Here is a 14,168-nt window from a genome sequence, read left to right as displayed (position 1 = left end):
AGTAGAACATGACACAAAGAACGCTTGACGGTCAATCTTATCCTTTACCGCCTGGGAATTTGGGTTTACCCATTTTAGGAGAAACGCTCAGTTTTCTTCAAGACCGCAATTTTGCTAATAAGCGCCACAAAAAATACGGTTCAGTCTTTAAAACACATCTTTTCGGTCGTCCTACGGTGATCCTGATGGGGCCTGAAGCTAACCGTTTTATCCTCTCGACTCATTTTGATCACTTTTCTTGGCGAGAGGGTTGGCCGAAAATGTTTCGAGAATTATTAGGTAGATCGCTGTTTTTACAAGATGGCGAAGAACATCGACGTAACCGAAAATTACTCATGCCGGCTTTTCACGGTCCGGCTTTAAACCAATACATCACAACAATGGAGGAAATTATTGATCGTTATCTGAATAACTGGGAAAAACAGGGCAGTATTGCTTGGTTTTTTGAATTAAAGAAGATGACGTTTGAAATTGCCAGTATTTTACTGATCGGCAGTGAACCCGGAGAATTGACAGATATGTTATCTCAATGGTTTACTGAACTGACGAGCGGCTTATTTACGTTACCGATTGCCTTACCTGGAACAACTTACTCGAAAGCTTTAAAAGCCCGGGACCGCCTTTTAAACCATATAGAAAAGGTCGTACAAGAACGACAAAAACACCCTACATCTGACGCACTAGGGTTATTGGTACAAACCCGAGATGAAGAGGGGAATAGTCTTAGTTTAGAAGAACTCAAAGTTCAAGCTTTATTAATGTTATTTGCTGGCCATGAAACCACTACTTCGATGCTGGCCTCATTTAATATGGTTTTAGCTCAAAATCGGCAAATACGCGCTCGCTTGAACACAGAAATTGAAAATATTTCGCCAAAGGGTTCAATTACTTTAGAACAACTAAGACAGATGACCTATCTCGATCAAGTTCTTAAAGAGGTAGAACGTTTTTACCCTCCTGTGGCGGGTGGGTTTCGAGGAGTAGTGAAACCTTGTGTATTTGGAGGTTATTATATTCCGGAAGGTTGGCAACTGCTTTACCGAATTGATGCTACTCATTTAGATCAACGAGTTTATACTAACCCTGAACAATTCGATCCAGACCGTTTTAGTCCCGAACGAGCCGAAAATAAGAAAATGGAGTATAGTCTAGTAGGATTTGGCGGCGGATCGCGGATTTGTTTAGGCTATACGTTTGCTCAAATGGAGATGAAAATATTTGCGGTTCATCTGTTGCGTCATTATGACTGGGAATTGTTACCCGATCAAGACCTCTCTTTCCATCCTATTTCTACCATAAATTCTGGTTCTGGGCTTCTGGTCAAGTTTTATAGATATAATTAAAGTCTGTAAGAATAACCAATACACATCTATTACCTGTAGTTGTTCACTCATTTGTAACAATGTCATCTAATCAATCCCAACCTCAACCCCAATCCGGTTCTTCTCTTGAAGAAATTCGCGCTACACGCCTTGAGAAAGTTGAACAACTCAAACAACTGGGATTGAATCCTTATGAGTATAAATGGGAGTCAACCCACCATGCGGCCCAATTACAAGAAAAATATGCGTCTTTAGAAAATGGCGAAGAAGTGGACTTAGAAGTGGCTGTTGCTGGACGAATTATCGCCCGCCGCGTGTTTGGTAAGTTGGCCTTTTTTAATCTCCAAGATGAAAGCGGCACGATACAGTTATATCTCGATAAAAAAAGAATTGGCCAAACTATGGCCGATGTACCTAATGCGTTTAATACTGTCATGAAACTGACGGATACCGGCGATATTTTAGGGGCAAAAGGAACCATTAAACGGACAGAAAAAGGGGAATTATCCATTTATGTAAATGAGTACGCTATTTTAACGAAATCTTTATTACCCCTGCCGGATAAATTTCACGGATTAACCGATATTGAAAAACGCTATCGTCAGCGTTATGTGGATTTAATTATTAATCCTGAAGTGCGAGAAACTTTTCGCCGCCGCGCTCAAATTACCGCTTCTATTCGTCGTTATTTAGAAGGAGAGGGCTTTTTAGAAATTGAAACCCCTGTGCTACAAAGCGAAGCCGGCGGGGCTGATGCACGTCCTTTTATTACCTATCACAATACCTTAGAGATGGATTTATATCTCCGTATTGCTACCGAATTACATTTAAAACGGTTAATTGTGGGGGGATTTGAAAAAGTCTTTGAGATGGGACGTATTTTTAGAAATGAAGGGGTTTCTACGCGCCATAATCCTGAATTTACCTCGATAGAAATTTATCAGGCTTATGCAGATTATCACGATATGATGGTTTTGACGGAAAATATTATTACCAATGCGGCTAAAGATGCCCTAGGAACTTTAAAGGTTACCTATCAAGACCAAGAAATTGATTTAACTCCCCCTTGGCGGCGCTTAACAATGCACCAATTAGTAGAAGAAAAAACGGGGATAGATTTTAATCAATTTCAAACCTTTGAGGAAGGGAAAAAAGCCGCGCAAAAAGCCGGAATACAAGTTTCAGAAGATTGTAAGACCCTTGGAAAGTTACTCTATGAATCTTTTGAGCAAAAGGTAGAAGAAAGCTTAATTGAGCCGACTTTTGTCCTAGATTTTCCCGTTGAAATTTCGCCTTTAGCTAAACCTCATCGCAATAAACCGGGGTTAGTAGAAAGGTTTGAATTATATATTGTTGGACGAGAATTAGCCAATAGTTTTTCTGAGTTAACAGATCCCATTGATCAACGAGAAAGATTAGAAGCACAAGCGGAGAAAAAAGCCGCCGGAGATTTAGAGGCCCATAGTGTAGATGAAGATTTCTTAACCGCTTTAGAGTATGGAATGCCGCCCACTGGGGGGTTAGGAATTGGGATTGATCGCTTAGTGATGTTATTAACCGATTCTGCGAGTATTCGAGATGTGATTGCTTTCCCTCTACTGAAGAGTCAAAGTGCGGCTTTAAAAGGGTTTGATTATGATGCTGATAAAAAGGTTTTGAGGGTTGAATTTTTGAATGGTAGTGTTTATTTATATCATGATATTCCTGAGTCGAAATATAAGGAGTTAGAAAAAGCTCCCTCAAAAGGTCAGTTTTTTAATGCTGAAATTCGAGATAAATTTGGGTTTGATCGGGAGATATAAAAGCTGAAAACAGGCGGGTGTCAACCCGCTCTTTATGTTTATGAAAAAATCTGAGGATTAGATGAAAATAAGCTTATGAGATTTATTCTCTTCTACTCTCATATTTCATCAGGATTAATCCCCAATTCTCGTAATTTTTGGGCTAATTGATCGGCCCGTTGTTTTTCTTGTTCGGCCCGTTGTTTTTCTTGAGTTGCTACTTCAGAAGGATGAAAAACTAATTGTCCATCAGGCGTAAAATACCGCAATTTATCCTCATATATCCCCAAATATAACCCTAACTGTTGACTCCATAACCAACCGGCTTCAGTAGGTTCAAGGGGTTGATAAGTTCCACTAATTAACGTAAATCCCTGAAATTCTAAACTATCCGGATCAAACCAAAAATAATCTGGAGTCCGAAAAGTATCTTGATAAATTTGTTTCTTTTCTTCTCTATCAACTTTAGCGGTACTGTCCGAAAGAATTTCAATAATTACATTCGGATATTTTCCATCTTCTTGCCACACTACCCAACTTCTGCGGTTTTGGTTTCTGGTGGTTCCTAATACTACAAAAAAATCGGGACCGCGAAAAAATTCGGATTTTTTTTGATTGGGGCTATAATAAATGGTTAAATTTCCTGTCGCAAAATAATCATCTCTATGTTGCCACAGCCATTCTAAACATTCAATTAATAATACAATTTGCCGAAGATGTAAGTTACTTTCCAAGGGGGGTTCATCGCTCCAAAATTCGCCTTGAGGAAAAATTATCTCATTTTTTTCATCGGTTTGAACAGGTGTTGGGGGTGCGGTGATCGTCATGGGTTTTTGGTTAAGGGTGATGGTTATTGTTGATCTTAACTTAAAAATATTTTATCGAGGATGCTTATAGCTGCCGCTCAAAAAAAATCAAGGCTGATATAAATAGGAGTTTAAACAACGGTCTTTATATCAGCAACTGATTAGGCTATTATTGATGTCTAGGTACTTAAATTAAATTACAAAACTTAACAAAAATCTTCGGGATTATCCCTCTTTTATCAGGCAATGGTAGCCACAATTTCTCCTGTCTGAGAGGTATCATAACCCCCAAGTGCTATTAACTGAGAATGAAGCCGATGATGTCCTAAAATATTAAGCATTTGTTGAACCGGCTGTTCTTGCAAATACTGTTTCAGAATCACTAAATCATAACGAGTCTGTTGTAAAGGCACAAAATCCAGCCCAAAAGCGGTAGCTAACGCTCTGGTACTGACTCCAGCATCGGCTTCTCCACTGGCGATCGCCCTAGCTACGGCTACATGACTATTGACAATTTGTTTAAATCCGTTGATAGCTGTATGAGGAATTTTTGCCTCTTCTAGCAAACGATCTAACAGTTGACGAGAACCTGATCCCTGTTCGCGGTTAACTATGCGAATCTGGGAGTCGGTTAACTGTGACACGGTTGTCAATTTTTTAGGATTGCCGGGTTGAACTAATAGGCCTTCTTCCCAAAGTCCCAAATTGATTAGCACTGCTGAATGATGGGTTAATACCTCTTTAGCAAAACTTTCATTATAAGAATCTGTGGAGGGGTCATACAGATGCACACCGGCAATATGCACCTCTCCGCGCTTTAAACGGTTTAATGCCTCCATGCTATTAGCAAAACTCCAATAAACCCGCAAGTCGGGATACCAACGTTCAGCCACATTAGCCCATAAAGACAGTACAGGAGTACAACCGGCAATCACCACAGTACGATGAATCACATCTGCGCTAGTCCAAAGTTTAACTTTAACGGTAGAGTCTTGGCTTTCTCGCCATCCTTCCCCATCTGCGGCAATAATTTCCGTGCGAAAGGCATCTTCTTGAATCAGGGGATGAGCGACCAATTGGCCTCCCACTTGAGCTAAACTGAGTCTAAAAGGTTGTCCCATCGGAACGCTTTCAGTAGGCTGTGCTTCTATAACAGCGTCATCGTCTTCTAGCCAAAATAAATCTTCTACTCGACAGCCTAAAGCTTTAGCTAAACGCAGAGCAACCGTAGCAGAGGGAGCATACTGCCCAGACTCTACGCCGCTAATGGCTTGGCGAGACACTCCGGCCACTTGTGCTAAATCTTGCTGACTTAAGCCTAAACGAGTGCGAATTTGCTTGATGTTGTTGCGTAACTCCTTGTCTTGTTTCATTGTTTATGGTTTTAAAAGAAAGTGGGGTGGGGTTTGATCTCAAAATGTATCTTCAATAACGCAAGTTAATTTAACACTTTGCTAATATCATGGCATCGAAAAATAATTCATAACACCAAGTATGGCAAACAATCAGATAGATATATTGACTTGGTTTGAGGTTCTTGGTTATAGCGTCCTATGGGAGTCAGATCTTGCGCCAATTCAGGTTAAAGAGGAGGGAGTTTTAGGTGAGCGCCTTCTTCTGTGTTTAGAGCGGATCAATCCTCAAATTCCTACTTCAGCTATTTTAGAAGCTTTTCATCAAATTGTTTCGCTGGCTAACTTTCAAGATGAAAAAAAACGTCAACGTTTCCGTACATTTTTAAGAAATGGAGTGACAGTTTGCTACCCAGTTAAAGATCAAATTGTTTATGACAAAGTCAAGCTGATAGATTGTTATAATCTACTTAATAATGATTGGTTAGTGGTTGAGCTAGGTTGTATTAATCCCGAAAAAAATCAACAAGAACTGATCGCTATTATTTCCCGAGAAATTGTTATTTTTATTAATGGTTTACCCTTAGCTAATATTCTTATTAAAAATCCTGATTTCAAGGACTGTTCTTTTTGGGGTTATTTTCAGCTATTTTCGCTTATTTATCAGGGTAAAACCGGACAACTTATCGCTTGGACTGAGCTTAAAAAACCTGCTATGATTTGCCAAGACTTAGGCGAGTTAGAAAGCTTAATACAAAACAGTTTTGATAAGCGATATTTTTTAGATTTAGTCGCTCATTTGGTTAAATTTGAAACTTTAGATGACCAGATTTGCAAAAACACGATAACCGATTTTCATCAATACAAAAAAATATTTTCAACAAAGGGTTACGAATATACTAGATTATTTGAGTTTTAGTATAATTTTCCCTGAAACACCAGCGTGAATTTACTGATCTTTGATTAATTGCAGCCACTTAACATAATTTAAAGTGATTAAGATCATTACAAAAAAGAGATTTAAGTCACTTATGCTACAAAATATATTTGTAAAAATTAAATTATACACACCAACGCACCTTAATAGTAACTCTGTTACGTTAGAACCAAATATGTTTATATACAAAAACTTTCAAATTATTTGCAAAAATTTAGCAAATAATCCTGATTGTTGGTATGCTCAAGCGCAGACGCTAGACGGTTCTGTCATATTTGAGCCAACTTTTGGGAATAGTCAACTTAAAGCCCTTAAATATACTTTTTTAGAGCTTCTTAAATTTGAAGTTTTAAAAAGAGAAGATTCAGTAGTAATTTGTTTAGATGATGAGCCAGTCTATTTTAATTTGGCAGCAAGAATAAATCCTGAGCAGATTCCTACATTGATAGACGCAGAGAGTTGGGCTGAAGAAATTCTGAAATCTCAAGAAGTGCAACAGTTTCTTTTAAAAAAAAACAGCTAATAGTACAGCAATCTTATGTTTAGTCAAAAAATACCTAAGCATAAGTAGCAGTCTCTCTTTGTCTGAGATGAATCTATTTAATAATTCCTGACAAATTAGTTTTGAAAAAAACACTATGATTTTTAATCAATTAAAGCCATATTGAAAGCCTGCTTGCATCTCTTTTTGTTTCCAGAAATCAAAATAAATAAGTCAAAAATAATTTGATTTGTGAATTTATAATTTGCAAAAAAAGAAGGAAAGAGGTAATAAAATATGATGTTAAATTTCGCTGAACATAATAATTGGATTTTGCAAAATTTGGGCTTAAAAGAACTTGACATACAAAGCAATTTTCAGGTTTTTTCCTTAAACTTACAGCAAATGGAAATTCTGCTTGAAAAAGGCTATTTAGAAATTGACAAAAGTTTAGCTCCTCTGAATAATGAAGTGTTTCAGCAAATTCAGTCTTTAAGAAAAGAATGTGAAATTGAGTTTAAAGGGTATGTCTTGCTCGAAGAAAATATCATCAATATTGATACTATCAATATTAAAGGAAATATTCCTCGAAAAATTGTCGAGTATTGGTTGAAAATAATTCTTGCAACCAAGCCAAAAGATTTCAAAATATCTTCTAAGCGTATTTCAGTTTGGTGGTCTGAAGTTTAGACTAGAACAAAGTTACTCAGTCTTTGTTTGAAGGCTGAGTGTAATTTTAAGCTAAATAATCAGGAAGATTGAATTTGTTGATTAACTCAACTTTCCTGAATGTCGGTCATAAGTTTTCAAAAGACCGTCGAAAATTTGCTCTAATTGTCCAGTTTGATATTGAGGGGGAGAAAAAAGAGAGCCTAAATTAGCCAAACAAACCCGAATTTTCCCAAACGGATCGAGGTTAAACTCGGATTCATCGTCTACAGTAAGCTTTTGATTGCTCAAAGAAAGAACATCTAAGGTTAAATTTAAACTGGTGGGTAACTGAGTCGTCAAACGCAGAGAAATCAGATCACTACTGAGGGACTGAAGATAAACCGGGGTTAAAAAAGACTTATACTCTGACCGTTGGTCGGTTAACTGCTTAATAAAGGCTAAACTCACTCCTTTGGCTGCCTCTCTTACAGGATTAGCGGATTCGTCCATAATTTCGCGCACAAGGGTACTTTGTCCCATCGTACTTGTAATGTAACTAATATCAGTGACACTCATGTGAGTAGCCCCAACCGCAACCATTAAATATTTTTCTCCCTGTAGTTGTTTAAAGGGTTCCAGTTGATGGGCTAGATTCGGGGTAATACCATCTTCACTAGAAGCTAAAATTAGGGTGGGGACTTTAACCTCAGATAAGCTTTCACCAAACAAATGACCCGCAATGGGATTAAAGGCAATAACTTGGGCGACTCTGGGGTCAAAAAAGCTAACTTGAGAGTAGGGTAATTCAGCCCCTGAACATTGTAACCAGTCTGCCGGCGAACGTCCCAGAGGCGTTAAACTTTGACAAAAACTGCGGAGTTGCTTCGGGTCTAATTTTGCGCCGGCTAAAGCTAAGACGGTATAACCGCCAAAAGAATGACCAATAAGACTGACTTGCTTTGTATTAAATTTGTCGTGAAAATAGCTATTTTCTTGATTGATTTTTTCTAATTCATCTAGTACAAAACTGATATCTTTGGGACGTTCGATAAATTCTGAAGCCGGTAAAATTTGATTGAGTTTCATTCCTTCGGGGAACTGTACCAAAGAATGTATATTGCTACCTGGATGTTCAACGGAAACAACCGTTAAGCCATAAGAGGCGAGATGATAAGCTAAATATTTCAAAAAACGACGATCAGCCGCAAAGCCATGAGACATAACTACCAAGGGGCCTTGGGTATTAAAACTGTAATAAACGTCGGCAGGAATAGTACGTTTTCTCGCTTTGTCTCGAAAAATAAAGGTTTCTTTATAAACGGTTTCTGGACCGGGATTGGTGGGATTGAAGCTTAATGGTAATTTTGTATCAGTTTTAACGGCTAACTCGGAAGCTAAAATGGGACTGAGAATTTTGCTCTGTAAATTAGCCGCCGCCAGTTGAGCGGCTATAGTTGCGCTCGCTTTTAGGTCTATTTTAACGGTATCAGAGGGATATACTCGTAAAAAACTGAGAATATTTAAATCATCGGGTTGTTTAGTCGCCTCTTGTAAAGACTGTTGAATTTGAGCTAATGTGGTTTCTGGTATAGCGCTCTGTATTTGCTCAAGTAATTTTTCGCCGTCTGAAGAATGAAATAATTGATCTAAAAATTGTTCGGCTAAGAGGGGATCGACGTGTAGCCGTCTCACCAGCATTTCTTTGAGTTCTGGCGTTAACAAAAAGCTGTAGGGTTTTAATTTAGGGGGAACTTCTGCTGTGTGGGCAAATTTTTCTAAGTCCTCAATCGTGATAGTCTGTTGTAGAGGTCCTATTTCTAGAATAAGGCGCTCGGCGGCTCTAGCCGATGGGGCAAAAAGAGTTCCTAATGTCCATAGGATTGTGCAAAGGCTACCCAGTAAAGTTAAACGAGAAGTGAAAGTCTTCCAAGCTACTGTCATTTTTCCGTGATCAGACCTGTATTATTGCTTTCTAGCGACTACCCTAAAGGGAGGGGCTACTTTAATATAATTCCCATAACTTTTATGGTAATTAACACAATCTAATACTATCTTTACAATTAGATAAAAGTAGTCTTTCGGTTTTTCTTGATCGACGTATTATTACAGATAAAGGTTCAAAAATATAATTTTAATTTTCAGGCTTTAGACCTAGAGAGGTTTGTGGCTTGGTTATTCCAGTAAGTCTCTTGGTGGCTTTAATGTGGATTATTGAGATTTTTTTGCTAAAAAAAGAGTTTTTAAGTCAGATAATGGCGGAAAAATACTAAAAGCTTGTTTATATTTTTGATTAATAACTTTTATTAACTAAGTTGGCTTTTCATGAAATCTAATAAATTTAGACTCCCCCAAATAGTGGCCCAAATAATAGAACTAGAGAGAAAGCCGGCTATTAAACAAAATAATAAGCCGATAAGACTGATAAAGCCATCATCTTCTTGTAGCCCAAAAGCCGTAATGAATATTCCCATCGCGGGTAGGGTATTGGTTCCCGGCAGGGGAATGATCATAGAAAGTGCCATGACGGCAATGGCTATGCCCAGTATGATTCGACCTGGCAAACTCGTACAAATATAGGCTATGCGAGGTTGGCTTAAGCGTTCAATTCTCTCTAAAGCGGGAAGTGCGGCTTGAATGACTTTTTGTACAGTTTCTAATTTGACTGATGTCTGCATGATCTTTTCTGGCAGCCAAGGCATTTTTGCCCCTAAAATCAGTTGAATGGCTAACAAAAAGATTAAAATTCCAAAAGGGGTAGAGTAACCCGGCGCAGGAAGCGGCAAAGCCGAAGGAAGAGATAATATTACTAATAAAAACCCAAAAATTCGTTCTCCTGCTAGGGAGAGTAAATCACTAAGTTGGATTTTTGAAGCTCTTTCTTCTTCAAAAAAAAAGCGCTGCAATTCTAAAGAAAGTTTAGTCATTAGTTATTAGTCGTTAGTTTTCCTCGCTACTCCCTACTTAATAATAAAGGTGGGCAGTGCCCACCGGAGTTAAATTTGATTCAATTTAATTAAGTTCCCGAAGTCCAAGAATTTAAGTAAGCTTCTTGTTCGGGGGTCAGACTGTCAATAGAAACTCCCATGGCTGTTAATTTGAGACGGGCAATTTCTTGGTCAATTTCCGTAGGAATATTATAAATTCCTGGCTGTAATTGACCTTTATGGGTGACTAAGTATTCACAGGCTAAAGCTTGGTTAGCAAAGCTCATATCCATAACCGCAGAAGGGTGTCCTTCAGCCGCCGCTAGGTTAATTAAGCGTCCTTCCCCTAAGACCACAATAGATTTACCAGTAGGTAGGGTATATTGTTGGGTAAAGTTACGAACTTCTTTGACTTCAGTGGCTTTTGCGCCTAATGCTTGGAGGTCGATTTCAATATCGAAGTGACCCGAGTTACAAACAATGGCACCGTCTTTCATCACATCAAAGTGTTCAGGACGAATGACGTGTTTATTACCGGTAACCGTAATAAATATATCTCCCAGAGGAGCCGCTTCAATCATCGGCATCACGCGGAAGCCATCCATAACAGCTTCAATCGCTTTAACAGCGTTAATTTCAGTGACAATGACGTTAGCACCTAATCCTCGGGCCCGCATGGCGGTTCCTTTACCACACCAACCATAACCAGCTACTACTACGGTTTTACCAGCTAACAAGATATTGGTAGCGCGGATAATTCCATCTAGTGTAGATTGACCGGTTCCATAGCGGTTATCAAAGAAATGCTTGGTATCGGCATCATTGACGTTCATGGCGGGGAAGCTGAGAACCCCATCTTTTAACATCGCAGCGAGGCGAACAATACCCGTTGTAGTTTCTTCGGTAGTGCCAATAATATCGGGAATTTGGTCTTTTCTTTCTTGGATGAGGGTAGCGGTAACATCTCCTCCGTCATCGATGATCACATTGGGTTTATGATCGAGGGCAATTTGAACGTGGCGGTGATAGGTTTCGTTATCTTCTCCTTTAATCGCATATACGGGGATACCGTAGTCAGCGACTAAGCAAGCGGCGACATCATCTTGTGTCGATAGGGGGTTACTGGCAATTAAAAGAGCATCTGCACCACCGGCTTTTAGGGCGATCGCCAGATGAGCGGTTTCGGTAGTAACGTGACAACAAGCAATTAAACGAATCCCTTCAAAGGGTTTTTCTTGTTCAAAACGTTCTCGAATTTGCTTGAGGACTGGCATTTCACGTCCTGCCCATTCTATACGTTGTTTTCCAACGGAAGCAAGAGAGATGTCTTTAATTTCGTATTTAAGCTCTTGTTTGGGTGGAATAGGAGTTACTGTCATGATAGGATTTTCCTTAATATGGTTTTATGGTTATAAGTCGCCAGTTTTACTAAATTAACATTTTCTTCGGTCTTTGGTAATAGGAATTTTTTTGTCTAAGTTGAAGGTAAATGACTAATATCTTTTGACTTTACGATAATTAAGGACATGGTAGAGGAGCAAACCAACCTTTCAGAGCGAAACTCCCCGTCACCAAGAATCCCTATATAAGAATTAGTCTCAACAAGCTAGAACTTTTATACCATCACTCAAATGGCTAAGTATGATTCAAGTTAGCGTAATCTGTAGATTTGTATAAGATGAGCCTCTATTTTCTCTTTTAATTCATTCTACAGAGAGATTAAAGTCATTTAACCGATTGTCATTATTGCTGTAGGGTTTCCCAAGTTTTTATTTTATTCTTTTGGCAGTAAAACGATGTTAAAACCCTGGATGATCATTGGTGGAGTTACCTTTTTAGTGGCGCTAGGCGGCTTGCTCATTCGACCCCGAGATATTCCTTGGGCAAAGCATTTAGAACGCCCGAATTGGCTCTTTTTTGAGCCTGCGATTCCTTTTATTTGGACAGCAATTTTTACTGGCGGCGCATTTAGTGCCCTGCGGGTTTGGCAAGCTGATCCAGGCAGTATGAAAACTTGGTTGTTAATGGGGCTTTATTTACTCTTAGAAATCGTTACCACTGCTTATATTCCCGGAACGTTACGCTCTCGTAGTCTAGTGGTTGGTAAAGTTTTAGGCGCATCAGGATTATTGTTAGGAATTTTGTTGACTATAAGCGTGTCATTTATTGATCAATGGGCAGCAATCTTGTTATTACCTTATGTCCTTTGGAGTCCCATTGGTACTTACGCTACTGAGCAAATGATTCAATTAAATCCTGATGAGGCATGAATCAGCCGTTGAAAATGATTTAAGGACGAAACTTAGAAATAGTCAAACTTTTGAGTTTAGCCCTGATTTAAACAGCAAACCATATTATTTTAACCTCTTCGCCCTGTAGAGATTCTCTATTTAAGCTCTCTACGGGGATTGATTTTTGCTCTAATAAGCTGAAAATTTTTTTTTTGCTATCTATTATCAATAATCCAGATAGTCTCACTCTAATAAATAAAAAATATTTTTAATAAAGTATAAATAATACCTTACAAAACATTAATGTTGTGTTAATAAAAGTAAATATACTTAATCTTTTAGGCTGAATTTAGCTACGATAAATATATAGTCAAAACTCATTGCAAACTTGACAAAAAGTATGGATACCATAAAACTTTTTGGGCTGCCGGCTCGCACAGGGAGGTGGCTAATTATTCCTCTGGGTATGGCAGCCATGCTGTGCCTTGGTACGGTTTATTCTTGGAGCATCTTTAGAAAACCTTTGGAAGGTTGGCTTCATGTAGGAGCAACAGCAAGCTTATTGCCTTATACAATTTTTTTGGCAGTTTTTGCCATTTTAATGCCTATTACAGGCTTTTTTATCGATAAATTGGGAACTCGCGTTGTACTTGCCATTGGCGGAGTGGTGATGGGTGTTGGCTATCTTCTCTCTGGGTTTGTGAGCAACATTCCTCTGCTGATCTTAACCTATGGAGGCATTGCAGGGGCAGGAGTGGGGATTGCTTACGGAGTGCCTCTGGTGGTCACCGCTAGATGGTTTCCCGATAAGAAAGGATTTGCGATCGGGCTGACAGTGCTTGGTTTTGGTTTATCTCCTTTAATTACTGCCCCTTTAACTAAATCTCTCATCAAGCAATATGGCATACAACCCGCCTTTGACATTTTGGGTATTGCTTTTATCCTGCTGTTAGTCGGGATTGCTTTTTTGCTGAGAGAACCTCCCGCCCATTGGCAACCAACCTCAACGGAAACGGTTCAAGCAAAGGTTATGCCTTCTGAAGGCATGAATGTTAAACAAATGTTGCAAAGCCAGACATTTTACGGCTTGTGGCTGTGTTATATTATTGGCGGCTTTGTCGGACTCTCAGCCATTGGAATTTCTAGCTCTGTCGCCCAAGAAATCATTAAACTTGATGAGACAACAGCAGCTATCAGTGTTTCTTTATTTGCCATTTTTAATGGCGGAGGACGAATTCTTTTTGGGTGGTTGACTGACCGAATTAAACCGAAAGCAGCCGCTATGACTACTTTCGGACTCATGCTATTTGCTTCCATTATAATGCTCTATGCTAAAGCGGGAGATACCGTTTCTTATTTGCTTGGCTTCTCTATATTTTGGCTGTGTTTAGGCGGTTGGTTAGCGATCGCACCTACAGCAACTTTGTCATTTTTCCAAGCCCCAAATTATGCTAAAAACTATGGGATTGTCTTTACAGCCTATGGGTTAGGGGCGTTATTCGGGAGTTTGGTGGCTGGCTCAATTAGAGACTTTTTTGGCAGTTATACTTATGCTTTTTATCCTATGGCAGGACTGGCCATCATCGGAATGTTTATTGCTGTTTTCCTCTTAAAGCCTTTGCCTTCTGCTGTAAAAGTGAAATCAGAGCTATTACATTAGTTAAACTTCTGAAATGCTATCAG

Annotated in this window: 12 protein-coding genes; 7 read left to right on the top strand and 5 right to left on the bottom strand. The window is 39.0% G+C overall.

Annotated features, from left to right (window positions below):
• Positions 1-8 precede the first annotated feature (8 nt).
• Both CYAN7822_RS16210 and lysS read left to right on the top strand, forming a co-directional pair.
• The gene (locus CYAN7822_RS16210) at positions 9-1,343 is read left to right on the top strand and encodes a cytochrome P450 (protein WP_013323340.1); all 1,335 of its coding nucleotides are present in this window, start codon (positions 9-11) and stop codon (positions 1,341-1,343) included.
• Positions 1,344-1,402: 59 nt separating this feature from the next.
• Entirely contained in the window at positions 1,403-3,124 is a 1,722-nt protein-coding gene (gene lysS / locus CYAN7822_RS16205; RefSeq protein ID WP_013323339.1) for a lysine--tRNA ligase, read from the top strand.
• A 98-nt stretch (positions 3,125-3,222) separates the two neighbouring features.
• Here the strand turns inward: lysS and CYAN7822_RS16200 are convergent, their stop codons facing one another.
• Together CYAN7822_RS16200 and CYAN7822_RS16195 are read right to left on the bottom strand one after the other, a co-directional pair.
• Positions 3,223-3,930 carry a Uma2 family endonuclease gene (locus CYAN7822_RS16200; RefSeq protein ID WP_013323338.1) on the bottom strand — a complete coding sequence of 236 codons (708 nt, stop codon included), beginning with the start codon at positions 3,928-3,930 and terminating at the stop codon, positions 3,223-3,225.
• 218 nt (positions 3,931-4,148) lie between these two features.
• Positions 4,149-5,282: a substrate-binding domain-containing protein gene (locus CYAN7822_RS16195; protein WP_013323337.1), complete on the bottom strand. Its 1,134-nt coding sequence runs from the start codon at positions 5,280-5,282 to the stop codon at positions 4,149-4,151.
• Between the two features lie 121 nt (positions 5,283-5,403).
• On the opposite strand from CYAN7822_RS16195, the gene CYAN7822_RS16190 reads away from it, so the two are divergent.
• From CYAN7822_RS16190 to CYAN7822_RS16180, 3 genes are all read left to right on the top strand, one after another.
• A complete protein-coding gene (locus CYAN7822_RS16190) occupies positions 5,404-6,180 on the top strand; it encodes a type I restriction endonuclease (RefSeq protein ID WP_013323336.1) in 777 nt (258 codons plus the stop codon).
• Between the two features lie 112 nt (positions 6,181-6,292).
• Entirely contained in the window at positions 6,293-6,721 is a 429-nt protein-coding gene (locus tag CYAN7822_RS16185; protein WP_013323335.1) for a hypothetical protein, read from the top strand.
• 255 nt (positions 6,722-6,976) lie between these two features.
• Complete coding sequence (locus tag CYAN7822_RS16180) at positions 6,977-7,369, top strand: hypothetical protein (RefSeq protein ID WP_013323334.1); 393 nt, start codon at positions 6,977-6,979, stop codon at positions 7,367-7,369.
• Between the two features lie 81 nt (positions 7,370-7,450).
• On the opposite strand, the gene CYAN7822_RS16175 is transcribed toward CYAN7822_RS16180, so the two are convergent.
• From CYAN7822_RS16175 to ahcY, 3 genes are all read right to left on the bottom strand, one after another.
• On the bottom strand, positions 7,451-9,271 hold the full coding sequence (locus CYAN7822_RS16175) for an alpha/beta hydrolase (protein WP_013323333.1): 1,821 nt from the start codon (positions 9,269-9,271) through the stop codon (positions 7,451-7,453).
• A gap of 362 nt (positions 9,272-9,633) precedes the next feature.
• Positions 9,634-10,254 carry an exopolysaccharide biosynthesis protein gene (locus CYAN7822_RS16170; RefSeq protein WP_013323332.1) on the bottom strand — a complete coding sequence of 207 codons (621 nt, stop codon included), beginning with the start codon at positions 10,252-10,254 and terminating at the stop codon, positions 9,634-9,636.
• Between the two features lie 89 nt (positions 10,255-10,343).
• The gene (gene ahcY, locus CYAN7822_RS16165; protein WP_013323331.1) at positions 10,344-11,633 is read right to left on the bottom strand and encodes an adenosylhomocysteinase; all 1,290 of its coding nucleotides are present in this window, start codon (positions 11,631-11,633) and stop codon (positions 10,344-10,346) included.
• A gap of 417 nt (positions 11,634-12,050) precedes the next feature.
• Between ahcY and CYAN7822_RS16160 the strand changes: the two genes are divergently transcribed.
• Positions 12,051-12,524: a TspO/MBR family protein gene (locus CYAN7822_RS16160; RefSeq protein ID WP_013323330.1), complete on the top strand. Its 474-nt coding sequence runs from the start codon at positions 12,051-12,053 to the stop codon at positions 12,522-12,524.
• Between the two features lie 361 nt (positions 12,525-12,885).
• The gene (locus tag CYAN7822_RS16155) at positions 12,886-14,145 is read left to right on the top strand and encodes an L-lactate MFS transporter (RefSeq protein WP_013323329.1); all 1,260 of its coding nucleotides are present in this window, start codon (positions 12,886-12,888) and stop codon (positions 14,143-14,145) included.
• The last annotated feature ends 23 nt before the right edge of the window (positions 14,146-14,168 follow it).

It is taken from the genome of Gloeothece verrucosa PCC 7822 (assembly GCF_000147335.1).
Lineage (GTDB): Bacteria > Cyanobacteriota > Cyanobacteriia > Cyanobacteriales > Microcystaceae > Gloeothece > Gloeothece verrucosa.
Note: the sequence above shows the minus strand (reverse complement) of the source record. Positions and strands in the feature narration are given on the sequence as shown.